23 protein-coding genes and 1 pseudogene are annotated in these 26,574 nt (G+C 39.0%); 2 read left to right on the plus strand and 22 right to left on the minus strand.

Features of this window, described 5'->3' with window-relative positions; genetic code table 11:
• Positions 1-6: 6 nt before the first annotated feature.
• The 19 genes from ACERJO_RS16780 to ACERJO_RS16870 all read right to left on the minus strand — a co-directional run bounded on the left by ACERJO_RS16780 (position 7) and on the right by ACERJO_RS16870 (position 22,940).
• Positions 7-828: a carbohydrate ABC transporter permease gene (locus ACERJO_RS16780; protein ID WP_247102430.1), complete on the minus strand. Its 822-nt coding sequence runs from the start codon at positions 826-828 to the stop codon at positions 7-9.
• Between the two features lie 21 nt (positions 829-849).
• Positions 850-1,728, minus strand: coding sequence for a carbohydrate ABC transporter permease (locus tag ACERJO_RS16785; RefSeq protein WP_373648213.1), 879 nt, complete (start codon positions 1,726-1,728; stop codon positions 850-852).
• A 508-nt stretch (positions 1,729-2,236) separates the two neighbouring features.
• Entirely contained in the window at positions 2,237-3,238 is a 1,002-nt protein-coding gene (locus tag ACERJO_RS16790) for a LacI family DNA-binding transcriptional regulator (protein WP_373648214.1), read from the minus strand.
• 29 nt (positions 3,239-3,267) lie between these two features.
• The gene (locus tag ACERJO_RS16795) at positions 3,268-4,176 is read right to left on the minus strand and encodes a dihydrodipicolinate synthase family protein (protein WP_373648215.1); all 909 of its coding nucleotides are present in this window, start codon (positions 4,174-4,176) and stop codon (positions 3,268-3,270) included.
• 27 nt (positions 4,177-4,203) lie between these two features.
• Positions 4,204-5,487 carry a TRAP transporter large permease gene (locus ACERJO_RS16800; protein WP_373648216.1) on the minus strand — a complete coding sequence of 428 codons (1,284 nt, stop codon included), beginning with the start codon at positions 5,485-5,487 and terminating at the stop codon, positions 4,204-4,206.
• A gap of 19 nt (positions 5,488-5,506) precedes the next feature.
• Complete coding sequence (locus tag ACERJO_RS16805; RefSeq protein WP_373648217.1) at positions 5,507-6,076, minus strand: TRAP transporter small permease; 570 nt, start codon at positions 6,074-6,076, stop codon at positions 5,507-5,509.
• 131 nt (positions 6,077-6,207) lie between these two features.
• Entirely contained in the window at positions 6,208-7,275 is a 1,068-nt protein-coding gene (locus ACERJO_RS16810) for a DctP family TRAP transporter solute-binding subunit (RefSeq protein ID WP_373648218.1), read from the minus strand.
• Positions 7,276-7,418: 143 nt separating this feature from the next.
• The gene (locus ACERJO_RS16815; RefSeq protein ID WP_373648219.1) at positions 7,419-9,863 is read right to left on the minus strand and encodes an alpha-L-rhamnosidase-related protein; all 2,445 of its coding nucleotides are present in this window, start codon (positions 9,861-9,863) and stop codon (positions 7,419-7,421) included.
• 24 nt (positions 9,864-9,887) lie between these two features.
• Positions 9,888-11,675 carry an L-fucose isomerase gene (locus tag ACERJO_RS16820; protein ID WP_373648220.1) on the minus strand — a complete coding sequence of 596 codons (1,788 nt, stop codon included), beginning with the start codon at positions 11,673-11,675 and terminating at the stop codon, positions 9,888-9,890.
• A 60-nt stretch (positions 11,676-11,735) separates the two neighbouring features.
• A complete protein-coding gene (locus ACERJO_RS16825) occupies positions 11,736-12,647 on the minus strand; it encodes a dihydrodipicolinate synthase family protein (RefSeq protein WP_373648221.1) in 912 nt (303 codons plus the stop codon).
• Between the two features lie 369 nt (positions 12,648-13,016).
• Positions 13,017-13,193 carry an aspartyl-phosphate phosphatase Spo0E family protein gene (locus tag ACERJO_RS16830; RefSeq protein WP_247102394.1) on the minus strand — a complete coding sequence of 59 codons (177 nt, stop codon included), beginning with the start codon at positions 13,191-13,193 and terminating at the stop codon, positions 13,017-13,019.
• Positions 13,194-13,797: 604 nt separating this feature from the next.
• Positions 13,798-13,959, minus strand: a complete 162-nt coding sequence (locus ACERJO_RS16835) for a hypothetical protein (protein WP_247102392.1) — start codon at positions 13,957-13,959, stop codon at positions 13,798-13,800.
• 229 nt (positions 13,960-14,188) lie between these two features.
• Positions 14,189-15,211, minus strand: a complete 1,023-nt coding sequence (locus ACERJO_RS16840) for an ABC transporter substrate-binding protein (protein WP_373648222.1) — start codon at positions 15,209-15,211, stop codon at positions 14,189-14,191.
• 20 nt (positions 15,212-15,231) lie between these two features.
• Entirely contained in the window at positions 15,232-16,317 is a 1,086-nt protein-coding gene (locus ACERJO_RS16845; protein ID WP_247102385.1) for an ABC transporter ATP-binding protein, read from the minus strand.
• Between the two features lie 28 nt (positions 16,318-16,345).
• On the minus strand, positions 16,346-18,067 hold the full coding sequence (locus ACERJO_RS16850; RefSeq protein WP_373648223.1) for an ABC transporter permease: 1,722 nt from the start codon (positions 18,065-18,067) through the stop codon (positions 16,346-16,348).
• 61 nt (positions 18,068-18,128) lie between these two features.
• A complete protein-coding gene (locus tag ACERJO_RS16855; RefSeq protein WP_373648224.1) occupies positions 18,129-19,211 on the minus strand; it encodes an ABC transporter substrate-binding protein in 1,083 nt (360 codons plus the stop codon).
• 104 nt (positions 19,212-19,315) lie between these two features.
• Positions 19,316-20,575: a PTS ascorbate transporter subunit IIC gene (locus ACERJO_RS16860; protein WP_373648225.1), complete on the minus strand. Its 1,260-nt coding sequence runs from the start codon at positions 20,573-20,575 to the stop codon at positions 19,316-19,318.
• Positions 20,572-20,898 (minus strand): PTS sugar transporter subunit IIB, encoded by a 327-nt coding sequence (locus tag ACERJO_RS16865; protein WP_373648226.1) that lies wholly within the window; start codon positions 20,896-20,898, stop codon positions 20,572-20,574. The genes ACERJO_RS16860 and ACERJO_RS16865 overlap by 4 nt, the downstream gene beginning before the upstream one ends.
• Positions 20,865-22,940: a BglG family transcription antiterminator gene (locus tag ACERJO_RS16870; RefSeq protein ID WP_373648227.1), complete on the minus strand. Its 2,076-nt coding sequence runs from the start codon at positions 22,938-22,940 to the stop codon at positions 20,865-20,867. Before ACERJO_RS16870 ends, ACERJO_RS16865 begins: the two co-directional genes overlap by 34 nt.
• A gap of 251 nt (positions 22,941-23,191) precedes the next feature.
• On the opposite strand from ACERJO_RS16870, the gene ACERJO_RS16875 reads away from it, so the two are divergent.
• Together ACERJO_RS16875 and ACERJO_RS16880 are read left to right on the plus strand one after the other, a co-directional pair.
• Positions 23,192-23,467: a helix-turn-helix domain-containing protein gene (locus ACERJO_RS16875; RefSeq protein ID WP_373648228.1), complete on the plus strand. Its 276-nt coding sequence runs from the start codon at positions 23,192-23,194 to the stop codon at positions 23,465-23,467.
• 121 nt (positions 23,468-23,588) lie between these two features.
• Positions 23,589-24,077: a competence protein ComK gene (locus ACERJO_RS16880; protein ID WP_373648229.1), complete on the plus strand. Its 489-nt coding sequence runs from the start codon at positions 23,589-23,591 to the stop codon at positions 24,075-24,077.
• Positions 24,078-24,132: 55 nt separating this feature from the next.
• Here ACERJO_RS16880 and ACERJO_RS16885 read toward each other — a convergent pair whose 3' ends face one another.
• From ACERJO_RS16885 to ACERJO_RS16895, 3 genes and pseudogenes are all read right to left on the minus strand, one after another.
• Positions 24,133-24,435 (minus strand): hypothetical protein, encoded by a 303-nt coding sequence (locus ACERJO_RS16885; protein ID WP_373648230.1) that lies wholly within the window; start codon positions 24,433-24,435, stop codon positions 24,133-24,135.
• Positions 24,436-24,488: 53 nt separating this feature from the next.
• On the minus strand, positions 24,489-25,223 hold the full coding sequence (locus tag ACERJO_RS16890) for a plasmid pRiA4b ORF-3 family protein (RefSeq protein ID WP_373648231.1): 735 nt from the start codon (positions 25,221-25,223) through the stop codon (positions 24,489-24,491).
• A 476-nt stretch (positions 25,224-25,699) separates the two neighbouring features.
• A pseudogene (locus ACERJO_RS16895) lies at positions 25,700-26,564 on the minus strand (Rpn family recombination-promoting nuclease/putative transposase).
• Between the last annotated feature and the right edge of the window lie 10 nt (positions 26,565-26,574).

Consider the following 26,574-nt stretch of genomic DNA (forward strand, 5'->3'; position numbering starts at 1 on the left):
TCCTCCTTATTTAATTCCACTTTGAATAAATCCTTCTGTAAAATAGCGCTGCCCTACCATATAAAGAATAAGAACAGGAATAATCGTTAACGTTGCGGCCGCCATTGTCGGAACCCACTCAATGAAAGATTCACTTCGAAACTGAATGATGGCTACTGGTAACGTTAATTTGCTTTCATCCATGAGAATAATGAGCGGCCAGTAATAGTCATTCCAATTGTTCACAAACAAGATAAGGAACAAACCGACAACAATAGAGACAGACGAACGAATATAAATATGATAGAGCGTTTTAACATGCCCAGCTCCATCAACGACTGCCGCCTCTACTAAATCTTTTGGGATTTGCATAAAAAATTGCCTCAGAACAAAGATCGCATAGCCACTAGCCAAATGTGGTACAATCACCCCCTTAAATGAATTCACCCACTCAAGCTCATTCACAACGAGAAAGGTCGGCAGCATAATCGCTTGCGGTGGGACCATCATCGTACAAAGGACAAAATAGAATAGTATTTGACTCCCTTTAAATTGATAATTCGCAAATGCATAGGCCGCAAACACGCCGATGATGACTTGTCCAGCTGTTAGAATCATAGCTACAAAAACACTATTTCCTAACCATATAAAGAAGGGAGTCGTATGTAAGACATGTGCATATCCTTCTAAGCTAAAGACAGAAGGGATAAAGAAGGCGATTCGTTGAAACGCAGAGCTTGTAGCTGAAATGGAAATACTAAACATCCATAAAAACGGAACGAGAACAAGCAACGCAGACAATATCAATATGATATGTAGCATCCATTTATGGAGTGGTGACTGCTTCATAAATAACACCCTTTCCAACCTTTACTGGTAATGAACATATTTAACGAGTAGCTTTAATTGAATGACTGTGAGGACAAGAATGACGGCAAATAAGATCGTCGCTGCACCGCTTGCTGTCCCTGTGTTAAAGAATCGAAAAGCTTCCTGCCATATATAAAACACGACAACATTTGTCGAATGATTCGGTCCACCCATCGTTATAATTTGCACGAGGGCAAACACTTGGAACGAATAGATCATCGTCATAACTGTTACGAATAGATGGACAGGCGATAGCAACGGAATCGTTAGTCGCCAAAATTGATACCAAGGCGTTGCACCATCTACAGCCGCTGCTTCATAAAGGCTTTGATCGAGCTGCTTTAACCCTGCGATGTATAGCACCACATTGTAACCAAAGGATTGCCATACTCCAATCACCATAATGGATAAAAGTGCTGTATTCGGATTCGCCAACCAATTGACACCGTCGATTCCAATCATTTGTAAGAACTGATTCAACAGTCCTGATTGCGGACTGTAAATCAACGAGAAGGAAAGCGATGCAGCCGCAACAGAGACGACGACCGGAATAAAGAAGAGAAAACGGTAAAAAGAACGAAGCTTCCCGGCTTTTTCAATAAGAACGGCATACACTAAACCGAGTATCACCGCAAAGGGCACCGTCACAAACACATAGTAGAGTGTTTGAATAATCGACCTCCAAAAGACGGCATCACCAAACAACCCCTCATAATTACTCAACCCAACAAACGACATATCCCCATTCAATAAATTCCAATCTGAAAAGCTAATCACAAATGAAAAGAAAAACGGAAAAACAAAAAAGATCGCATATAATAAGAGAGCAGGAAACAAAAAATAATAAGGAACATATAACGACTTAAACTTTGACACCATCTTCCTCTATTCACCTCCGTTTATGAGACATAAACTGTCTCTATTCACACGAAAAACCTGTGACTCCTCATACGTATCCCCTTAAATCAAGGAATCATATGAAAAGCCACAGGTTATTCTCTCAGTTTTTAAACCTATCTTTTCTATTAAATTGTTAATTATACTTTAAACGGATAATGTTAAGGGCGTATTAATTGGGGGTTTGGTTTTTGTAAATGAGTATAATCATAACCATTTCTCTTTGCCCTTTTCCATTCAGCCTTATCCTATAGAGGAGCATATCAAGATGCAGAATGTCCACTACATTTTTGACAACACACCAGATCAGCAACACACCAAAAAGAGCCTTAAAAGAATCATACTTAAGGCTCTTACGCATCATAAGGATCACTATCATGCAAGACTTGTAAGTATCGTACTCAACCTTTATAAGATCGAAGCTTTTCTAGAAGTACGTATTTTTCAGAAATGCGTTTCAAGAGTTTGGAGCCTTCCTTTTGGATACCTACTAAGGTTGATAGGACAAAACAGGTGTGAACTTTTCATGATATATTTGTTCATCATCCTTATTAAACAAGCTTTCGATTAAAATTTTCCCAATTCTCACGCCCATTGCATATGGAGATGAACGCAAGTAAAGAATTTGGTACATGTGACTAATCAGCTCCTCAGGTTCAACCGTATCATAGGAAGCTATAAAGATATCATCGGGAACTCGAATGCCTCTACGTGCCAGCTCACCTAATACACCAATTGTCATAAAATTATTAAATGACAGAATAGCTGATGGTGGTTTCGAGCTCATAAAATATTCAACTGCTTTTTTCCCACTCTCTTTCGTGAAATCTCCATTATAAATAAGCATCGGGTCTTTCTCCACCCCCGCTTCTTGAAAAGCTTTTTGAAAGCCCTTATAACGATCACTTCCCGTACTAACATTTAATGAACCGTTCACAACACCGATTCTTGTATGTCCAAATTCTAACAACTGCTTAGTCAATGTGTATGCACCATCAATATTATCTTCTTCTACTAGGTGCATTGGAGCCTCGTCAATTTCCACTCTTCGATCCATTAATAAAATCGGCGTACCTTGCATATGAATCTTTTTAATGGTTTGTTCATTATAACCAGACGTAGCCAGAACAATAGATTCCACTCTTTTCCCATAAAACAGGTTCAAAAGCTGCTCTTCTTTAGCTGGTTGTTCATTCGAACTACCGAATATCAGCTGATAGCCATATGGATGAACAATATCTTCAATACCTTTGGATATTGTCATAAAATGCGGGTTGGAAATATCAGGAATGATCACCCCAATTGTTTTTGTTCTCTCTTCCTTAAGATTCTTCGCAATCACATTGATTTCATAGTTTAACTTTTTAATCGCTTCCTGTACCTTTTGTTCCATAGTTGCATTAACTTTCCCTTTACCGTTAATCACCCTAGAAACAGTCGCGATTGAAACACCCGCTTCCTTTGCTACATCTTTAATGGTATATTTTGACACATGTATCACCTAATTTAACTTTCTTACTACTATTTAGACATAACTCCTATCGAGTCAATATACGAAACACATACTTGAATAGCCTGCTTCGTCTCTTCATTTAACGAAATCGGCCAACGACATTCTGTTGACATGATCTCAGTTCGTAATTGTACCATATATTTCGCTGTAACTGGATACGCTTTCCCCATAAATGTATCAATCATCACTAAGGCTTGATACCATTTAATCGCTTCTTCCTCCATTCCCTGTTCAGCTGCATTCCAAAATGCAACTGCAACATCGGTATAAGCTGATGTTGTAATGGCCATCATTCCTTGAGCACCATGTTTAAAAGCTTCGTACATAAATGGTGTATTTGCCTGATAGATGATCGATTGCTTCGCTCCTTTTATCTTCTCCATTATATCCTTCATCGTACACGTCGTATCCTTAATACCCATTAATCCATATTCTTCGACAAGCTCCTTGTACACCTTTGGAGAAACATACTTCGGTTTGCTCTCTGGCCATTCATATAGTAAGACAGGATTAGTCACTCCCTCTAATAATTGAGCAAAATGACTTTTCAACCTTGATTGATCCTCTCCCATACCGATCGGCGGCACTAAAACAAGTCCAGCAACACCTGTCTCCATCATTTGTTCCATCTCTTCCTTCTGAGCCTCAAGTCCATCTTCAAGGTTAGCTGTTGCGACAACAGGAGTGCTCCCAGCACACTCTACAGCAATTGTTGCTAGTTTTAATCGTTCATCAAGACTTAACCACTTCATCTCACTCGTCCCACAAACAGCAAATAAACCATTTGGCTTAAACGATAATTGCCAATCAACATACCGCTTATATGCATCCCAATCAATCGATTGATCTTCTTTAAATGGGGTAAGAAGCAATGAGAACACCCCGCGAAAACGAGTACTATCATATTGTTTATTCATTTTCATTTCTCCTTTTTTCTAGATTCTTCACCCTGCTAAATTGGGCAAGAAGAGTACTAATTGTGGGAAATACGTAATTAGGAATAGAACGACAATCATAATCGCCACCATTGGTAGAACTTCCTTTATGACATCAAATAATTTCGTTCCCGAAACACCAGCAACAATAAATAACAGCATTCCAAATGGAGGGGTACTTAAACCAATCATCATATTCACAACGAGCACGACCCCAAAATGAACTAAATCAATCCCCATCGCATTCACCAATGGCAAAACAATAGGAGTGAATACTAATAACAGAACACTCGTATCTAAAAACATTCCTAATAATAAGAAGACGAGATTAAGAATGAGTAATAGAATAATTGGATTTTCTGTTATTCCCATTAGCGAATTAGCAACCATTGATGCTACACCTTCTGCCGCAACGATATAGGATAAACAAAACGCCGATCCTAACAATAAACCTAGGGTACCAGTCGTTTTCCCCGTATTAACCGCTACATGCCAAAACGTCTTAGGCCCTAAAGAACGATAAGCGACAATCGAAATAATAATTGTATATAACGCAGCAACTCCTGCCGCCTCAGTTGGTGTCATCACTCCTGTATAAATCCCACCAAGTAGAATAACGGGTGTTAATAGAGCCGGTATAGCCTTTATTGTAAAGAAAATAAAGTCCCGAAAAGCATAGCGCACGCCAAAAGGATAGTTACGTTTTTTTGCAATATACATAATGTAGAGCATTAAAGCCACAGCAATAATCAAACCTGGAATAATTCCGGCCAAGAATAACGCTCCTAATGAAGCACCTGAAAGCATCGCATACATAATCATCGGTATACTTGGTGGGAAAATCGGACCAATAGTAGACGAAGCGGCCGTAATAGCACTTGCAAACGGCGCATCATATCCTTGTTTTTTCATAGCACGAATTTCCATTTTGCCTAATCCAGATGCATCCGCAATAGCTGAGCCTGTCATACCAGAGAAGATCAACGACGCAAGAACATTTACGTGTCCCATTCCTCCACGATATCGACCGACTAGCGTATTCGCAAAATTAAACACGCGATCAGTGACCGTACCTGTATTCATAATATTCGCCGTAAATACAAATAACGGAACAGCTAAGGCCACATACATCGTATACAGGTTTCCTCCCATTAATTCAACAACCATACCTAAATCTCGGCCAGTATATAAAAAATAATAGATGCTAGCAATTAACATACCTACAGCAATCGGCATCCGCAGTAAAAAAGCCGCAACCATAATCAATAACGGAATTAATAGACTCATACTCATCGTTTATGCACTCCTTCTTTTATTCTTTAAGTGCTGTTGGGATTGCTTCCTCTTCATTCTCATCATACTGATCCGAATAGATCGTTTCAGAATAATCATCACCTGATGACAACAGCTTCCTCGTATCTGAATACAGGTCTGTTATACAGTGCCCTATGATTAAGATAAAAGAAATGAGAATAGGAGAATACACAATACTTAACGGAATATCTAATGTCGTAGAAGATAGCCTCTGCATAAACGCTAATTGATCGTAAATCGGATACAGCACAATGATTAATGAAATAGCAATAAACGTATTACCAACAAGTCTCATTAACAGTTGCCCTTTATCCGGGATCAGGTCATATAGAATGGTAAATGCAACATGCTCTTTCTTTCTCCACGCGTAAGCTGCCCCAAATAGAACCGCCCATAAGAAACACATTAAACTAACTTCATTCGCCCATCTTAGTGGATCATTCAGTACATAACGAAAGAAAATCGCCAGATTAAAGACAGCAAATAAAATCGTTAAGGCTATAGCAGGTATATACACTTCTAGCAACTCTACAACTATGACAGCGCCCTTCTTTAAGATAGCTAACATCATACACCACCTCACTTTTTCACATAAAAAGAGAATGAAGTGACTCATTCGAACATAGGACACCGAAAACGTTGAAAACCCAAACTGTTTCAGTGCCATTTAAAGCATGTCCCATGAGTCACTCGTATTCATTACTCAATTAACGCCTGTATCTCATCATATAAGTCCATATCCCAGGTACTTGTCATATCTTCATTATTTAAATAAGCATCTTGTACCGTCGTCATAAACGCTTCTCGATCGGGTTCGATGACCGTTAAGCCACTTTCTTTCAGCTGATCAATCAAGTCCTCTTCCGCAACAATATTCGTCTCATCGACATATTTTCTTGCTTCTTCAATTCCTTGAAGGATAATAGTCTGCAAGTCTTCATCTAAGCTCTGCCAGAAGTCCTCATTAATAGCAGGCCAAGTCGAATCCACCAAATGATAAGTTAATGAAACATAATCGGTAACTTCATCAAAATTAGCGTTCACAACAGTTGGTAGCGGATTGTCTTGAGCATCAACGGTTCCCGTGTTTAAAGCCGTGTACAATTCCCCAAAAGCTAATGGCGTTGGATTTGCTCCTAATGCATCTCCTAAAAACAACCATGATGGAGAATCTGGCATTCGGAGTAACACTCCATTCAAATCTTGAGGGGTATAAATTTCTCGACCGATATCACGGTAATTCAATTGACGCGAACCTAAGTAATAGGCACCTAAGGGACGGTAGCCACTTACCTCAGCCACTTTATCAAATAAGTCTTGCCCAATGTCTCCATTTAGAACGCCTGTCATATGATCGTAATCCTTAAACATATATCCAGCTGTAAACATACTCGCTTCTGGTAAATGCTCTGATGCTAAGTTCGCAGATACATAAGTCATTTCCAAATTGCCTCTCATCACTGCTTGCTCATCATTCCCTTGAGCATATAATGATCCTGAATGATGAATTTCGACTTCAATGCGCCCTTCCGAAAGCTCTTCCACGACTTCCTCGAATACATATAGTCCCTCTGTATGAGCATCTCCAGGTACACTGACGGTCGAAAAGTTGAGCTCAATTGTTTCATCTTGACTATCTGATCCATTTGCCTCTACTTCTTGATCCCCATTCCCTTCATTAGAAGATTGATTTGCATCTTCTCCACCACAAGCAGCCATAACAACCATCGCGATCAACAACAGAATCCCTATTACCTTCTTTTTCATGGTTCATCCCCCTTGGTAAAATGTTTGCACTTCCTTGAACACTTCACTTACAATCAACCCACCTAAATAAAACGCTTTCATTAGTGACTAGCATATCCCCCCCTTTAACGTACTAAAATCATAATTAAACTTCAGGTATCACCTTATGGAAAAACAAGTGTATGCTTACCTGGCATTAACGCTATGCACTCACCCTTCTGCATTACCTCCCCTCGCATAGAAGCTGGTATATCAATCGTCGCCGTCAAATGATTCTCTGTTACATCACGATGTAAATCGACAACAATATCACCTCTTAGTGTCGGAACAACTCCTTGCACTTTTGTTAAATGCCCTATTTGTGGCGCAAAACGAAATGTCCTCCACCCTGGCTCTGTAGGCCAGCAACCTAACACATACCTCGATAATAAATAACCTACAGCTGAACCTATCGTCTGCCCACAATCACCGCAGGCCGGAGCATCTAGGTCAGTCGCTCCAACAGCATTAAATTGCTCCGGCCAAGTCGTTGCTCCATTACGTATCTCTCTTCCAAACCAATCCTTAATCGCTTGTAGACAGGTGAGGCTTTTCTGTTCTTCAAATAATGCACTAATTATATGGTCAAATACCATCGGACTAGCATGATTCGTAAATGTCTGATCGAGTTCTACACTTTTTTCAACCCACTTTGCAACATGACTCCTCATTCCCTTAGAACCAATACCTGCTAATAAAGAATAAGCGTTTCCATGTTGTGCATAAAAATAGGGAATTTCCTTTAAAGTTCCAGAATTTGCCCATCCACCTGGCTGCTCACGCTGAATATACTTAGACCAAATCTCCTGATTCGGTTCCACTCGTTCCAACCACAATCGCTCCTCTGCGTCCCAAAACCGATGTTCAATCTCCTCCCTTAAGGATAACGACCATTTTGCTATATACTGATTAGACAGATTATCCTGCAATTGGTTTAGTAAATACGACGACTTTTGCAAAGCAAGAAGCAGCTTCAAATTCAAGCTGAGAGAATATGGCTTCTTCTGAACATCACTCCAATCAATAAATAACTGCTGTCCTTCAGGTTGTAAAAATAAGCGCTCATCCGTCATATGAGATTCAGCCCACCCTAAAAGGCGAAGCAATACAGGGTGCATTTCTTTCAAAAATACGTCATCATCAGTAAGCATGTAATAATTGTGTAAACCACATATCCAATCAAAGTTATAATCTGTCAAATTCATAAACGCAAAGTCCTTTGGTCCAACGCTATACAATGAGCCATCTGGCATTTGCATCTGCCCCCATTGCTTTAAGCTACGACGAAATAAATCGGCATCCCCGTAAAACGCATGTGCAGCTAAGGAAGATGTCACACCATCAAGCAACCATTGAGCTTGCTCCCTCCATGAGTTATCGACATAAGCATCAAGCATTCCTGCTCTCAATGTCCGTTCAGAAACCTTCCAAACCTCATTGATAATAGGATCATCACAATGAAAGTGTCCACGCTCTTTTACAGGGTAATGAGTGACTTGGGCCGTTACTCGAACCTTAACAGTAGCACGAGCACGAACAATCAATGTGTGATATTGGTAGCCCTTTGGGAAATAACTTTGCCAACGAAAGTCGCCTTCTCTCGCAATAACACGATCACAGACCCCTTCTCTATCAGTGGAAAATCCTTTATTCATATTAGGCAACCCATCGAAACGTTTATTAATACTGTAGTAGCTATCAATAACATCACCTTCACAACACTCCATTTCAATCACAGGGTATGCTGTTATCAGTTGTCCATAATCAAACGCGATAACCTGATCGTGAGCTTCAATTGGTTCAATGGTCATCCAACCATCCCTCATGCCTGTGGTAGTACATTTCTTAAGAGACAATAAGTTCTCCTCAATCACGAAACGTAAATTACTTTTTCGATTTGTAACTAATTCATCTTTTTTAACGGACCCTTGTAAAGTCAGTACGGGCTTTCGCTCATACTCCACTAACTGTGGAATCCCACGCGCCTCCATTCCTGTCCAAGGTGATGTTCCCACTGGTCCGATATACCATGCTTCTTGCCAGCGTTCATGATGTTCTTTTGGGCAGCGCCAATCTGGCACTTCCTTTGATGCATTAAACCGTTCTTGATATCCCATCATTAACGTATAGCGAGCACTCGATGGCTCGAACCAGTCCGCTTTTCGGACTTCCCATGAACGATCTGATTGAACAGGTTCCACCTCTCCATTCTCAAAATGGATAGCACCATCTACAAACAGCCCCGTCCGCAAGCGATGCACATATTGATAATTGGACACTCCAAACTGATGCACAAGAACAGCCATCCAATTAGTACCTGATTTTAAATAAGGACTAATATCAACCGTGTCATAGGCTTGATGCTCTGGATAACAGCGAGCAGGTCCACGTGAAACAAACTGATCATTGACCCATAGCACATATCTTGAATCGGCTGTTATATGAATATTTGACGATCGAACCTCTCCATTAATATGCAACTGCTTCCGAAAGGCATAATATTGATTTCTCTCACTAGATGTATCATCCATCCATGAATGCCCGATCCAGTAACCATTCCACATCTCCATAAGAACCCCTCCTTAATACATTGATTAATAGAGTGGACCTAACGTTTGACATGCACGATAATCAGCGCTCTCTGAATTCGCTGTACCAAATGCCTGCCACATACTCGGTCGGAAAATACGCCCCTCTTCCACATTGTGCATCGAAACAGGGATACGAAGCATTGAAGCGAGTGTAATTAATTCCGCACCTACATGCCCATAGCTAAGGGAGCAATGATTTGATCCCCAACTCGTCATGACCGAATAGACATCTTTAAAAGCACCTTCTCCAGTCAACCTCGGCACAAACCATGTCGTTGGCCAAGTTTCATTCGTTCGTTGGTCAAGTGTATGGTGTACACCCTCATCCAATTCGGTTGTATACCCTTCAGCAATTTGCAAAACAGGACCTAGCCCTCCAATTATGTTAAGGCGCGCCATCGTAACAGGCATTTCACCCTTTGTTAAGTAATCGGTTGAATAACCGCCACCTCTAAAGAAATCAACAGCTGGACACCATTGTGTCGCCTGTAAACACTTGTTCACTTCATCCTCTGTTATCTCCCAGAATGGCTTCATTCCAGGTTGTCCACTAACGGATAGTTCCCCAGTTCCATCTAAACTAGCAGGCCCAGAATTAATCAAGTGAATCACTCCATTTTCTGCTCGACCTTGAAGCTTCTTCCCTGTTACTCTCGTCACCGCTTCTGGACTCCAATATGTCCGCACATCAGCGAATATTTGCGCTGCATTGGTTAACAAATGGCCAAATAACATCGTGATAGCATTTAAATTATCATTTTCTGTCGCAAGCATATACGGCTCTCGAATACCATTCCAATCAAACGATGATGTCAAGATCGCTTCCATAAAGTCACCATTAGGCATAAAATCCGTCCAAGATCGCTGTCCTTGAAACCCTGCAGCAAGCGCATTACGCCCTAAGGCTTCTTCACCGTATCCCATTTCAGCTAACTTCTTATTTCCAATCATTAAATCGCGAGCAATGAGCGCCATCTTTACAACCGTTTCCCAATCTTGCTTCTTCTGCTCACGCGTTCTCTTCAAATCTGGAGGATTAACATCTCTTCCTTCCCGGCAATGCTCCTTAACCCAAGTAAGGGCACGATAATATTCATCTTGATCAAAAATATTTAGTTCCAATCGACGAATAAACTCACTCATATCAACATATTCATTTCGCATTCCTAGATACGATTGAAAGAAATCTTCATTCACCACGCAGCCAGCAATCCCCATTGAAACAGAGCCAATCGATAAATATGATTTCCCCTTCATGAGAGCGACTGCAAGGGCTGCTTTCGCAAATTGGAGAACCTTTCCTTGTACATCCTTAGGAATAGACGTATCCTCCATATCTTGAACGTCTTTTCCATAAATTGAGAAGGCGGGAATCCCCTTTTGATTATGGGCAGCTAACGCCGCTGCTAAATACACCGCCCCAGGACGTTCTGTTCCATTCACTCCCCAAATAGCCTTTATTGTATGGGGGTCTTGATCGATTGTCTCCAATGGATAACACCAAGATGGGGTAACCGTAATCGTCACCTTAACCCCTTCACGTTGAAAGTATTCACTCGTCTCTGCTGCTTCAGCTACACCACCGATACATGTATTAGCAATAATGCATTCAACAGGTGCACCGTTTGGATATCTTAATTCATCTTGTAAAAAAATAGCCAACGATCGCGCGCGATCCATCGTCACCTCTTCCAACGACTCACGAATGCCACCCCTTCTTCCATCAACTGCAGGGCGTATCCCTATTTTTGGAAACTCTCCAACCCATCTCTGTTCATATTTACTAGTCAATCGTAACCCTCCTCAGTGATTATCCTTTCACACACTTACCAATCACAAGTAAACGTTTACTCAATCTTTAAAAAGAAAAGCAGCTTCTTCAGCTAAAAGTTGCAATTGTTGTTCTAACTCTCTCAGTTCACCCTCAGTTATATCTAATTGCGGTGCTCTCATATAACCAACGTCCATTCCTCTTAATCGCAGCGCTTCTTTAAAATATGAAAGGTTACTACCTCCCTTCAACGTTTCACAATACTTAACAGCTATACGTTGAAGCTCCTCAGCTAGGTTGTAATCCTGATTCAAAAATGCTTCATACACATGAACAAAAGGCTCAGGATATGCACTGGAAACACCTGACACAACGCCATCACACCCCATCGCTAACGCACTTGTTAACAAACGATCCGCGCCCGGTAAGACCGAAAACTCTCCATTATTTATCTCTAAATACTCTGTAACACGGATAAAATCTGGGTAGCTATATTTAATTCCAATCACATTCCTACAACGACTAGCAATCTTTTGAGCTAACTCTGGCGTGATATCGTTAGCGGCACATTGTGGAATGCTATACAAATATACCGGGAAATCCTCTGGAATACTTTGAGCTACTTTTACATAATACTCTTCTAACTCTCGATCAGTCGTCGGAAAGAAAATCGGCGTAACGACACCAATTCCATCTGCACCAATTTCATATGCATGCTTCGAAAGCTGTAATGTATCTTCCATATTCATTGCTCCAGTATGAATAAAAACAGTGACCCGCTTATTAGCCGTTTGAACAACAGTCTTTGCTATATTCTTTCTTTCCTCTACTGTGAGCTTCAGCATTTCTCCTGTTGTCCCTAGCGGATAGAGAGCGCTTACACCTTTAGTAATGAGAAATTCTGTATGTTTCTTAATTGCCTCAAAATCCACCTGACCTTCTTTATTAAAAGGAGTGACCATTGCAGTTGTAACGCCATATAATTTTTTCAAAGTATATATCCCCTTTTTTGTTAAGTGAACATCTCCATAAGAAAGCGTTCACAAATCCTAGAAAATTAAAAAACGCTCAATTAGTTACTATTATATCCATTAATCAAGTAAACGTTTTCTTGAGTTGATTATAAATTAGTCAAAGCTAAGAATCAACTACTTTTTAAAAAATTTAATATAAGAGGTTGTTCAAGGAGGATAATTTCCCCTCTATGAATGACCTCGAAGCAATGAGCGTAATAGCTACATCTTTTAAAAAATCTTGTGGTTAGTTTGTTTTTGATCATGATCAATATACTTTTAAAAACAAAAAACCACACCAACAAACATCATAATGAGAGCAGGTGTGGAATATACAAACTGATTATTCTATTTCTTTTTTTTTATTTTTCTAGTATCTTCTAGTAAACAATTTAAATACTTGTCTAATTTTTGACTATACATAAGAGTCTCCGGATGATCCAACCCTTTTGTTAACCCCGTGCGAATCATTATGGCGCGTAGCTTTTCAACCTCTATCCTAACGTGTGACGTCTTAGTGCCCATAACTCCCCCTACTTTTAGACTAACTCCATATTACAATATCAAATCACCGTGGTTAAGAGATTCGACAAAAGCTCCGATGAATAGACAACAATTTAAGTCAAAAAGCATTGGTCCTTTGTTCTATAAAAACCGACATCGTTCGTACAATTTTTTTGCGGTGATGAGACTTTTCATTTCCATAATGATTCAAACTTCAACACTACCAATCATCAATGATAGGAATGGCACTTCACGTTCTTACAGTTGAACGAATACGAGCGATTCTCTCTTGTAGACCCTTCACTTTTCGTGACGCAACGAGACACTCACGCTCATTTACCATTGTTATCTTACGCTTATAGGTAATATTGAAACAATCATAATCGCGGTTAAGACAAGTGCACCATATTTTTTTAGCATCTATCATTCTCCTTCATTTATTAGTCGCTCATGAGCATTTTCAGTTAACCTATGAATATATTACCATCATTTTCGATTTTTGGTCATAATTGTCGTAAACGATTGATTTTTCGTCGTGAACGTTACAGTCTCTACTTTGTACCTTTTTCCTATAGCATAAAAAAACCACCGATAGAGTATTCCCTCTTTCAGCGGCTTCCTTTTCTTATTCACTTACAGGCGTTTTGATTTGATATTTTTCAATATATGTCGCAATCTCTTGTACGACGTCCTTCGCCTTTAAGTCATCATTTGTCATACGGTTTGCTTTCTCTCTTATCGACACTAACAATTCTTTAAGATCTCGTTCAGTTAATTGCTCAGACATTTGTAGAATACTCCTTATTCTCTCAATCTAAGTAAATGATTCTCTCACATGTTTACTATCATACTGTCAGTTTATCGTTCTGACAAGCATTAATAAAGTAGGATTTCTTCTATTTTTGTAAAAGCTTGGCGAATAAAGAACAAACCTGATACCTGATGTCGAACAGCGAGTCTCAAAGTCGTTTAATCTAGCATCGTTTCAACATAAAGATACCTCTTGTTAACACGATTTAACGCTGATTCATAAGGATCTCAATTTCCCATCGATTCAGTAGTCTTTTACGATTTGAACCAGACTGGGAGATATCATAGTCAATAACAGGGATACTTGCCGGGTCAATTGCTTCTTCAGGTGATTGGGCTAGTTTGTGAGTTAGCAATTGATAATTACCAACTTGTTTTCCGATTTCCTGAGCCTGTTTTGTTAAGGCCCAGTCAACAAATGTCTTTGCTTCTTCAAGATGAGGAGAATTCGCAATGATAGCAACTGCTCCGACCTCATATGTCGTTTCTTCTTTCGGAAAGATCACACTGACATCACGAAATCCTTCTCTATACAATTTAATGGCATCCTGAGCAAACATGATGGATACAGCCTGATCTCCCATCGCAACGCTACGACCATTTGCACTTCCCGAGTATGTGTATTCAGAAACGTTTTGATCAAGCAATTGTAAGAAATCAAACCCTTCATTCTCGCCATAAAGTTGAGTGAATAAAGATAGAGTGAGATAACCTGTTCCTGAACTTCTTGGATCTGGAAGAGTGATCCAATTTTGATACTCTGACCGTAATAAATCAGTCCATGTAGAAGGGAGATCTATACCTCTTTCGATATGCCATTGACGGTTGGCAACGATTGATAACACACCAACATAAATACCAGTCCAATATCCATTTTCATTTTTATATATATCAGGGATAAAAGATGCATTAGGGGAAATGTAGGGATGAAGAAGCCCCTCTTTTTGGGCTTGAGCGAATACATCAGCAGGCCCACCATACCAAACACTTGCAACTGGATCATCTGCTTCATTCTGCAGATGATCCAGAATATCTCCGTTACTCATTCGGATAAAATTCACTTGTATGCCCGTTTCCCGTTGGAATTGTTCCATAGCCTTAATAGCATGGTCAGGGTACATCCCTGCATAGACGTTTAATTTTCCTACTTCATTTTTAGTTTGGCACCCTAAAAGAGCACCTATTAATATTAAAACGCACAGCAAAAGGAACGATGCCTTCCTGCTCATAACTGTTCACCTCTAAGTTGTTAAGCACTTGGAACGACATGTAAAGAAGATCTTGCAAAAGTAAGTCCTACCTGCTCACCCTCATTGTATGTCTTTCCTCCACTCGGATTCGATACTACTGCAAAAAGAAGCGTATCATTAAACTCTAGTTCATACTCTTGAGTTTGACCCATAAAGATGCTTTTGACAACCTTTGCTTCAAAATCTCCTTCATGACTAATTTGAATCGATTCGGGACGTATAACTACTTCTACTTGCTGGCCAACATTAAAATCTTGAGCATTTTTTTGATCAATAAGAAGTTCACTGTTGTTATAACTAACTCTTAGTTGATCAGATTTTACAATTTCTAACACTTTACTAGAAAGAAAATTAGCTGATCCGATAAAATCAGAAATGAATTTAGATTGTGGTCGCTGGTAAATCTCAGTTGCTGTGCCAATTTGTTCGATTTTCCCTTCATTCATAACGATAATTTTATCACTTAAACTCATGGCTTCTGATTGATCGTGTGTAACATAGATTGCCGTAATACCGACCTGTTTTTGAATACGACGAATTTCATCACGCATTGTAATTCTCAATTTTGCATCTAGGTTGGATAAAGGCTCATCAAAAAGCAATACGCTTGGTTCCATCACAAGCGCCCGGGCTAGAGCTACTCGTTGCTGCTGACCACCTGATAATTGATTAGGCATCTTATCGCGATGAACATTCAAATTCATAATCTCGATGACGGGTTCTACTCGCTTATCTATATCATTATCTCTTAATTTCTTGATTTTTAGTCCATATACAATGTTTTCATATACGGTCATATGGGGAAAAAGCGCATAAGATTGGAATACCATTGTGCAATCTCTTTTGTTTGCTGGAATGTTTTTGACGTTTTGGTCTCCAAAATAAATGTCCCCGTCAGAAATATCTTCAAAGCCAGCAATCATTCGTAAGGTGGTTGTTTTACCACAACCAGAAGGACCTAATAGTGTGGCAAATTCACCTTTTTCAATAGTAAGACTCACATTATGAACAGCTTTCACTTTATTACCTTGATCATCGGTAAATTCCTTCGTAATATTTTTAATTGATACCTCTTTAGCATTCATTGTTATTCAAACCTCCTGATCATTCTTTTTAATTTGAAATAGTCGCCTCAGGCATTGGTACATGCTTTTTATTCTTACTGCGTTTTTTAGCTTTTCGATCAATAGAGTAGAATTTGACTATCGCATTCAGTATTAATAGTGAGATCACCATGATAATGATCAATAATGTACTATATGCACTTGCAACCCCAATTCGACCTGATTCTACTTGAGATAAAATAGAAGCAGTAATTAAGTTATACTTTGCAGAAACAAGAAAAATTACAGCACTCATTGCAGTCATACTTTTCACGAACGTATAGATTAACGCACTGAAAAAGGCTGGTTGAATCAAAGGTAAAACAATTGAGAAAAATGTTTTTCGTCCACTTGCTCCAAGGTTCATTGAAGCCTCTTCAATTGAAGGGTCAATTTGCTGAAGCGCCGTTATACCTGAACGAATTCCGATCGGCATCGAACGAATGATGAACGCTGCAATTATAATAAATGCTGTTCCTGTTATAGCCAAAGGAGCGGTGTTAAATGAAAGAATATATGATATACCGATAACTGTACCTGGAATGGCTATAGCTAGCATACTAATCGATTCCATTGCCTTCTTACCTGCGAACCGTTTACGAATGATTAAAAATGCAATAATCATTGCAATCAGACCGCCAATAGGTGTTGCAATTAAAGCCAATTGGAAAGTATCTACAATTGCTTTTTGACCGATCGAGAAAACAAACCTATAGTGGTCGAGTGTAAAGCTGTTGTCAATACCCCAAAGTTTGATGAATGATCCAATTGGAACAAGTATGTAGAAGAGCAATACTGTTCCAGATAAGAAATAACAAGTGCTAATCATAAATGTACGAAGTTTACCTTTTTCAACCATTTTTCGACCAGAAGTCGGTTTTCCTGTAACCGTGACATAGCTTTTTTTACCGACCCAGAATTTTTGAATAGAGAATACAATAAGAGTAATTGTAAGTAGTAACATTGCAAGAGCAGCACCTGCTTGCATATTGTAACTCCCGACAGCCTGTAAGTAAATTTCACGTGCGACCGTATTGTAATTACCACCAATTGTCATCGGATTTCCGAAGTCAGCCATTGATTGAATAAAGACTAAAAGATACGCATTCCCGATACCTGGAATGGATAATGGGAGTGTAACCTTTGTAAATGTTTTCCATCTACTCGCACCTAAATTGTCACTTGCTTCTTCCAATGCAGGACTAATTGACCGTAATAAACCTGACAGAACAAGAAATCCTACTGGAAAGAAGCTTAACGTTTGAACTAAAATCAATCCATGCAGTCCATAAATATTGGCGCGTTCCATTCCGAAGATCATTTCCGAAATAAAGCCACCTCTACCAAATAATAAAATGGCAGATAAAGCAATAACAAATGGAGGAGAAATAAGTGGTAAAATAGCTATTCCATTAAACATTTTTTTAAATGGTACTGCTATATAAGCAAATGTATACGCAAAAAAATAAGCAATAATGGTTGAAAGCGTCGCCACAATAAGTGCTAATACTAAAGAATTAACTAAAGACTGAAAAAGTTCCCCTCCCGATAGTACACGTTCATAGCCTACTAAAGAAAAGCGTCCTTCACTTATAAAACTAGTAATAAAAATTTTAAAAAGTGGGAAGGCAATAAATGTTATGAGCGAGAGCATAATTAAAACGACCAATAATAAGAGCAATGGTTGCGAGAATAATGGTCGAATATTATGTTGGTAATAATCTCTAAGCATTCTAATCAATCTCCTTTGAAAGGAAAGGAAGGCACAATGTGCCCACCCTCCAATAATGAATTTACTTATTTACTTCATTGTCCCACTTATCAATAATTCCTTGACGTAACTCGCCTGCACGTAAAGGATTTGATTCAATTAAATTGAGATTATCAAGATCAATCGCTTGCTCAGGTTGTTGAGCATCTTTGTGAGTTAAGTTTTGGAAGTTATCTGTTGTTTGTCCAACTTCTTGAGCAGATGGTCCTGAAGCCCAATCTATGAATACTTCTGCAAGTTCTTGGTTTGGAGCGCCATCAATGATCGCAACAGAACCGATTTCAAAACCAGTACCATCTTCCGGAGTTGTCATTACTAAGTCACTGTAACCTTCTTTTTGATATTTGATAATATCATGAGCAAATAGGATACCTACAGCGGCTTCACCCATTCCAACCATACGCCCAGGTGCAGATCCACTCGTAGTATACTGCTGAACAAGTGGATGTAATTGTTGTAGATAATCCCAACCATCCTCTTCATTTTCCTCACCCAGCACTTCAAGAACTGTATATAGAATAGTATAAGCGGTTCCAGATGAAGCAGGGTGTGCCATAACAATTTCATTTTCAAATGCTGGATTTAGTAAATCATCCCAACTTGTTGGCGCTTCTAATCCATGTTCGTCTAAAAATTTTTGGTTTGTTGCAAATCCGACTGGACCTAAGTAAACACCTGTCCAATAACCATCTTCATCACGGAATTCTTCTGGAATTCCTTCTACAGCAACTTCAGATACATATGGATGAAGTAGATCTTCTTGTTGAGCAGCTACGAAAGTATCTGCTGGGCCCCCATACCAAATATCAGCCTGTGGGTTGTTTCTTTCTGCTCGAATACGAGCAAGTATTTCACCTGCAGACATACGAATCATATCAACGGCAATCCCCGTCTCTTCTTCGAATTCTTTAATAGCAGCAACCGCGTGGTCTTCTTGGAAACCTACATAGGCTGTAATAGAACCTTCTAGAGCTCGAGTAGCTTCTTCATTGTTTCCATCATTCTCATTTTGATTACTTGATGATTCCTCATTATTGCTATCTCCACAAGCAACTACAAACACTCCTAGAATCATAATAAATAGTACTAATGCGAATCTCTTCAATTTAAATCCCCCTTTAATTAAGATTAATTACATCATAAATGAATGCGCTTTCAACCACTACACCAATTTCCTGCCACTTAAAACGGCAAAAAAAAGGTGCTCCATTATTGGAGCAACCAACCTAACAAAATACCTATAATATTAAGATCTGAATCACCGAAAGTCGTTCGCATAAAACCTAGTTCCGACATAAAGCCCAATAGAAATAACGGGAGAACCGTGATCAGGATTCCGTGAAATATTGAGGAAACTACTAGTCCTCTCCCTCCACCAATTTTGTATGCAATGACTCCTGCAGCTCCCCCTGCAAAAAAATGAGGAATCACACCAGGAATGATTACCGTAAATTGCATAGCTGACATAACAAACATGGATACCAAACCAGCAGTGAAGCTAATAATAAATCCAAATATTGCGGCATATGGTGCATAGGTGAATAGTACAGGAGCATCTAGCGCAGGCGTTGCATTCGGAATCCAACGTTCTGCAATTCCTTTAAAAGCTGGTACGATTTCTGCTAACATCATCCGAACACCCGTTAAAATGACATACATCCCTGCTGAAAACCACATGGCCTGTATAATAGAAAAAACGAAAAAATTTCTCCCTGAAAATAAATTAGAAACAGCTTCAGGTCCGACAAATAGACTTGAAACGAAAAAAAGGTTAAAAGAAAAAAAACTAATCATTAAAATGTGATCATGCATTAAAGGTTCTATTTTTCTTAGTGATGCCGGAAGTTGTAAGGGGCCTTTGGGTGGCTTAAAAAAGCGCGCAATGAACCCTGCCAGTACATAACCGACACTATTAAAATGTGCAATTGCAAAATTTTGATGACCTACCACCTGTTTAACAAACGGTTGGGAGATCGCAGGCGCAAGAGATAATGTCAAGGCGAGTATGAGACCCCCAATTAAATAATTCAATGTTGTATTTAAAACGGATGCAACTAAGACACTTGCTATAACGGAGGACATGAATAAAATATGATGACCAGAAAGAAATATATACTTTATAGGCGTAAATCTTGCAATTAGTAGGTGTCCTGTCATACCTATTAACATCATGATTGCAACCTCTTGACCGTAGTTGACTTGGACGAGCGCTGTGATGGCTTCGTTATGTGGAATGATTCCAATTACCCGAAACCCTTCTTGAATCATTAATGTGAGATTAGATAGCGAAGCTCCTGCTGCAGTTGCTCCCACTTGAAGTAAGATATAGCCGACCATCGTTTTCACCGTACCACTTATGACTGCATGAAAATCAGCTCTAATTAATATCAGCCCAATAAATGCAACCATCCCAAGCAAAAAAGCTGGTTCCCCAAATAGACCTCTATTAATTAATTCTGTCACATTCATTTGTTTTCCACCCAGCTGGTTATGACTTTGTTTTCTAACAAGGATTGGCGAATATGAGTCGTATCCGCTATGTGTGCAAGTGGAATCATTTCAACATTAGGCAATGGAGCAATCGACTCAATGATTTGCTTAGCACCAATAATTATTTCTGCTTCAGAAAAGCCGATAGCACTGACATCTGACTGTTCTATATAGACTAGAACATCCCATTCATTAAAGAGTTTTTCCAATTCGATTTTTAGAATAAGGCTTGTACCTAATCCTCCTGAACACACAACTAAAACGCGCTTCATATCTCTTGTACCTCTCTTCCTTGTATCCATTGCCAGACTTCCTCTTCCCGATTTGCTTGTTGTAGTTGGTTAATGAGACTTGGGTTATTAACCACTTCAATTAATAATTCTACAGCTGGAAGGTGGTCATTGGGATTTGTTGCAGCTAATAAAATGACCCACCACACTTTATCTCTATTCGGACCAAATGCTATTGGTGGATCACATGTCATCATACTAAATCCACTATCGAGTACATGATCACTCATTAAATGTGGAAAAACAATTCCATCAGCAATTAAAAAATGATGATCTTTATTTGTAACATATTTAATTAATTCATCAGCATAGGTTGGCGTTGTTCTTTTCAAATTAACAAGCCTATCATTTAATTCCTTAATGACACCTTCCCATGATGCCCTTTCTTGCTTCAACAAGATACAGGATGGATCTGAGAGTGAAGTGATACTACCCGAATTTGAATAGGCTCCTTTAAAATAACGATAAAGAGCACGAAATAATTCGGACTCATTTTCAATTTTGCTATGTTGTTTTACTAAATCATAAACATTCTTCACTTTATTTATAACTTCAACTTCATCTTCTTCTATTCTAGAGATTCCTAATAATTTTTCGATTTTTGACGTTTCTAATCGGTTTAAAAAAGGACTCACTTTCATCCAAGGGATCTCCGTGTTCCTTAATGAAACCGTTGAAAGGATTAAATCCGTATTAGCTTTGGTCAGCGTTTTGACATCATTCAAAGAATAAACCCCATGAACCGTAGCCTGTGGAAATTTTTTTCTTATTGAACTCTCCAATAAAGATGACGTTCCCATACCAGAACTACATACAATGGCTACCCTTTTTTTAGGTGTAGGTAAACGATTATCCAGTCCGCTACATAGATGAATCAAAATGAAGCCAATCTCATCCTCATCAATAGCATAAAAAATCTCACTAAACTCAGCTGTCAGGATATCATTGACCACTTGAAAGTATTCTTGATAATCTTTTTTTAATTCTTCTAATAAATAATTTTCGATTTTGAGTCCGTATTTCATTCGATGAATTGCAGGTTTTAAATGAAGTGCTAAGCCTTCAATAATTTTATGTCTTTTCGAGAGCCTTACATTCACTTTTTCTTCAAATGTGAGGACAAGACGTTCTGCAAATTTATAAAGCTGATAGTCTTCTTTAATATCTTCATATTCCTTTTTAGAACTTATAAAGTACATGGTCGTAAATGCTAACTCGACAGTTTTGTTAATATATGGAACTTTATTCATACTACTATACTTAATAACTTCTTCAATCGCTGTATACTCAGGTGCATCTAATAAATTTTCTTTTGACTCTAACCATAGACTCGGTAGAAACTTCCCATGATAGACTCTGGACGATTGTGCGAGTGTAACAATAAAAAGATAATAAAGGCTGCTATCTGTATATTCTACATCTAATTTTCTTTCTATCATTCCTAATAACTGGATGATTTCTTTTGGTTCAATATAAGCGAAATAACGATTAAATATTAATTCAATCTCCATTTCATTTGAATTAGTAGTAATAAACAAATCCATCATTTTCGCTTCATCAAATAGTTCTAATAGTGTATCAATAAACAGATGACGAATATAAACTTCTTCACCAATGAATTCAATTTTCTTTTGTTCTCTATGTATTGACAAATGGTAGCCTGAGACAAAGCGCTTTAATTCACTTATATCATTCTGAAGAGTATTATGACTGACATCAAATTTTTTCTCGAAAGTGGTTAATTCTGTATCACCATTCAAGATCATAAGGATCATATGCATTTTACGGTCTTGTGCTTTTAGAAAAATAGGTTCTGCCTCTAAGTGATCTATGATGCTTGCCTGCTCTTTATCGGAAAGAACCAATCTTGCCCCATGCTTTCTATCACGATCTAACTCGATATTCAATTGAAGTAACCATTCTTCTAATATAATTAAGTCTTGACGAATACTTCTTAACGACAAATTATAATGATCAGTGAATGTTTTCATTGATATATAATTATTGTTAATGATTAGTTCGTTTAAAATCTCACGTTGTCTTATGGTTAACATGGCTCTCTCCTTTATAAAATTTCCGATGGGATCTATTCTCCCCATAAACATACCACAATATAGTTAATACCGGAATGTTGAGAACTGGTGGATTAATCACGACATTATTCCCCACCCTCTCCACCCAGAAGTTAATTTTGAGGTTGAACCAAATGATACTCCTAACAAAGTTCCCCCCTACAACATCCACTATAATGTATGGTGACTCCCTTCTAGCGACTGCATAATGATGAAAAAAGGAAGACAACCATATGGGAAAGGATCCATTTAAGGAGAAGCTCGAACGCCATATTGGTCAACGCGTTCGCCTACTACGAACAGAACGTGGCTTCACCCTTGAAGAGTTAGCAGAGTATGCCAATATAAGTCGCAATCATCTCTCGAATATTGAACGAGGCAAAACAAGTATGACCAGTTTCATGCAAGCAAAAATTGCCAAGGGACTAGACCTCTCACACCCACATGAGCTAACAAACGATGCATACAATCGAGTATTTCCTACGATGAATTTCCATCGATCGGATTAGCACTTCATTCACCTTCAAAAAAGATGCGCTAATCCGAACAATCTGCACGACTCTACTTCCTTATAAAACCCCACTTTCAAATACCACTACAAACCAACCCACTCAAAAAGGAGCCATTCCAATGACCCCATCCATTGTAAACGATTACGAAATCACACAAGACACGATTGCCCTACTACCTGCCCATCACATCGAATGTGACACAATCGTTTGGGAGCGAAATGACATCCTCCATGTGAAACAATCGATGCTTTCATTAATTAAAGAGGCTTGTCTAGAAGGAGGAGCTGATTATGAGGGGCGACGAGCAGCTGTCATTCACAAGACAGGCATTCAACACAAAATCCCGATCCCCATTCATCCACTCGATCACATTTACGCCTTTCCGACCCACTCACCGAAGCTATACGAATGTGCATGGATCTTCTACTATCACATTAAATCGATTCATCGCCATCCAAACAAAGTCAACGAATCTATAGTTACATTCCATAACTACAAAGAGCTGATCTTACCGATTTCCTATGCGACACTTGAAAAACAAATGCAGCGGACGTCGTATTGTATCGTGCGGTTTTCAGATCGGTTAATCGAACGGACATTCAGATAATGAAGTGTGTATGGCACAAATGAGAGAGCAATCTAATAGGCCAACGTGATTGTTACTATTTTTCTTCCATGAGCTGTAGCAATAATTCTATCTCTTCGTAACCCTGATCATTGAATACAAACTTCCTTACTTCTCCATTCACTTTTACAATAATCAGTCCCATCACTTGACCTTCATGTTTTAGGAAAGTCATCGGCAGTTCGCCGAAGAACTCTGATTTATAGGAAGTATCAATAAAGTTTTGATTATTAAGATGAATCGTTTTGATAAAGTTTAAGATGTTAGCCTTTATTTGTTCTTCCAAGCTTAAGTCCTTGGCTTTCAGTAGCTTATGTACTTCTATTTCTGAATACTTCATTGAACTTTCCCCTTTTCAACTATTATTTTAGGATACTGCACGAAATCATACATTCATCTCTTCCTATACTTATCTTCAATCACGATATACCTTTCGTGGTTAACCTTGTCCCACTCGGTCTTTTTATAACTAATCGCTTTCAACCTCTCATTAATCCAGTCAGGGTCAAATTCTCTATAATCCATCCCTTCCGCCCATGCTCTCATATCCTCATGTTCGGGATGCTTCGGGTCTTGATAAGCCTCCTGAAACTCATAAAACCGATAAATCCCGCCGACATCTTCAGGCGGTGCGGTTTCTGCACCATCAAGGAGTGTCGGAAATCCAAAATAATAGTCATCCACCGTTTCCTCAAGCTTAATGATAAAATGCCAATCATCACCTAAGTCATAGTTATATCTAATTTCAGTATGCTTCTCAACATAATCATCGATCTTTAATCCCGTAGGTTTACGAACTTCAACTTTTAACCTTTCCTGGTGACGCTTCTCAAATTTCAGTATATCTGATGACATCTCTTTTAGCCGCTGCTCATACATTGCTTTATTCTTTTTATAGTGCTGATGTTCAAGGTAAGCCTCTTCATTATTTGTGACGATTTTGTTCTGCTCTGGATGATGGAATTCATACAGATGATAATCCAAATTTGGATAGCCGCTCTGGAAATTAGTCACATTCTGAATAACATCATGAAGCCTTTTAAATGTTGCTCCTGCTGGCATAATCACTCTACGCCATATTAGAGGGTCCGATCCGTCTAGTTCGATTTTTATAATGTATGATTTCAATTTGACATCATCCTTTTTTGGAGTTGTTGTTCGAGCTATACACTATCATTTCAATCTAGTATGTTAAATCTTAATCTCTTCGCTTCTATCGCCAATTTTAACATTAAGAACTTCTCGGTGAAGTAGTTCACATCCATCATTTTCTTTCTTTGATCATTCCTGCACGTGCAAATCGAGCTTGTTTGTTTGACCATTCCTTCTATGGGCTTATGGTTCAGCTTCGTGGAAAGGGATTCCCTTTTGCAACTCATGCGGTTCCTCATTCCGCTATTTCTCCCATCCCACCCGATTTCCAGCCTTTACGTCCCCCCTCGTTCCTTTATTTCTTCTTTTCCGCTACATTTCATGCACTTTCCCTCCTATTAGCGGAACGTCGAGTACATTTTTATGTCGTCTCCTATGATTTCCTCTCTTTAGCGGAATGAGGTTCCCCTTTTTGAGACATGCGCTCCCTCGTCCCTCTACTCATTCTATTTTCACGACTCCCTTTCAATCTCTGATACTAGCCTCTCAACAACATCCCTTGACAACTCCGACACACGCACGACCATATCAACATCCACGCCTTCCCGTAGTAGATTCCGTGCCATTTCCAGTTTGCCTTTCTCTATTCCCCTCTCCATTCCTTTCTCTATTCCTTTCTCTATCCCTCTCCGCTCATACGACACCATCACTTCCATGATCTTATCTCCTTCCTTCTTGTTCATTTGTTTCACCTCATTTATAAGTTGAGTTTCTTCGGCTTCGGTTAGTGGTAAGTATGTTTCGAAAAATCCTGTGAGGAGTGTTTGCTTCGCTTCGTCGATTTCCATTCTAACTAACATGCGTAGGAATTCCTTCTTTACTTGTATTCTCTCCTCTTTAGTATACCCCATCTTTGCTAAAAAAGCCGCTGCGACGGGATTCTCTGCGCGAATATAATCACGCCAGTTCTCTTTTCGCAGTTCTAGTTTTAAGAATTGAAATTGAAGGATATCAGCAAATGGGAGGTTAACGTGAAACGTATTCGGTTCCGTGCGGTTCGTCTCATAGGTGAAAAGGGCAATCGGGAGAATCGGGCGGCGGTATTTCTCGTACAAGCGGCTGAAATAAATAAACATCCGTTCATTGAATTGTTTCTACATGTGAATTAAGGTGAGAGCTTTCTCTTCCTTCAACGTCGTCTCAACTAACAGGTCAACGCGGTATTTCTCTCCAACAGTGACATCTGTGTAGAGCTCCTCGGAGAGAAAGCGGACATGTCAAAACGAACAGCTTCATACACTTGGGGTAGAACAGCAGTATAAACTCTTCAAAAAATTTCGTTAGCACTTCTTTAAATAATCGGTCATGATCTATCATTTTATCACCC

Origin of the sequence: Halalkalibacter sp. AB-rgal2, from assembly GCF_041821005.1 — a bacterium.
Lineage (GTDB): Bacteria > Bacillota > Bacilli > Bacillales > Bacillaceae_D > Halalkalibacter.

Bases quoted from the DNA above. Each gene is read 5' to 3' on its own strand.
- ACERJO_RS16780 (WP_247102430.1), bottom strand. From the start codon at position 828: ATGAAGCAGTCACCACTCCATAAATGGATGCTACATATCATATTGATA.
- ACERJO_RS16785 (WP_373648213.1), bottom strand. From the start codon at position 1,728: ATGGTGTCAAAGTTTAAGTCGTTATATGTTCCTTATTATTTTTTGTTT.
- ACERJO_RS16795 (WP_373648215.1), bottom strand. From the start codon at position 4,176: ATGAATAAACAATATGATAGTACTCGTTTTCGCGGGGTGTTCTCATTG.
- ACERJO_RS16800 (WP_373648216.1), bottom strand. From the start codon at position 5,487: ATGAGTATGAGTCTATTAATTCCGTTATTGATTATGGTTGCGGCTTTT.
- ACERJO_RS16805 (WP_373648217.1), bottom strand. From the start codon at position 6,076: ATGTTAGCTATCTTAAAGAAGGGCGCTGTCATAGTTGTAGAGTTGCTA.
- ACERJO_RS16810 (WP_373648218.1), bottom strand. From the start codon at position 7,275: ATGAAAAAGAAGGTAATAGGGATTCTGTTGTTGATCGCGATGGTTGTT.
- ACERJO_RS16815 (WP_373648219.1), bottom strand. From the start codon at position 9,863: ATGGAGATGTGGAATGGTTACTGGATCGGGCATTCATGGATGGATGAT.
- ACERJO_RS16830 (WP_247102394.1), bottom strand. From the start codon at position 13,193: ATGGGCACTAAGACGTCACACGTTAGGATAGAGGTTGAAAAGCTACGC.
- ACERJO_RS16835 (WP_247102392.1), bottom strand. From the start codon at position 13,959: ATGTCTGAGCAATTAACTGAACGAGATCTTAAAGAATTGTTAGTGTCG.
- ACERJO_RS16840 (WP_373648222.1), bottom strand. From the start codon at position 15,211: ATGAGCAGGAAGGCATCGTTCCTTTTGCTGTGCGTTTTAATATTAATA.
- ACERJO_RS16845 (WP_247102385.1), bottom strand. From the start codon at position 16,317: ATGAATGCTAAAGAGGTATCAATTAAAAATATTACGAAGGAATTTACC.
- ACERJO_RS16850 (WP_373648223.1), bottom strand. From the start codon at position 18,067: ATGCTTAGAGATTATTACCAACATAATATTCGACCATTATTCTCGCAA.
- ACERJO_RS16860 (WP_373648225.1), bottom strand. From the start codon at position 20,575: ATGAATGTGACAGAATTAATTAATAGAGGTCTATTTGGGGAACCAGCT.
- ACERJO_RS16865 (WP_373648226.1), bottom strand. From the start codon at position 20,898: ATGGATACAAGGAAGAGAGGTACAAGAGATATGAAGCGCGTTTTAGTT.
- ACERJO_RS16870 (WP_373648227.1), bottom strand. From the start codon at position 22,940: ATGTTAACCATAAGACAACGTGAGATTTTAAACGAACTAATCATTAAC.
- ACERJO_RS16875 (WP_373648228.1), top strand. From the start codon at position 23,192: ATGGGAAAGGATCCATTTAAGGAGAAGCTCGAACGCCATATTGGTCAA.
- ACERJO_RS16880 (WP_373648229.1), top strand. From the start codon at position 23,589: ATGACCCCATCCATTGTAAACGATTACGAAATCACACAAGACACGATT.
- ACERJO_RS16885 (WP_373648230.1), bottom strand. From the start codon at position 24,435: ATGAAGTATTCAGAAATAGAAGTACATAAGCTACTGAAAGCCAAGGAC.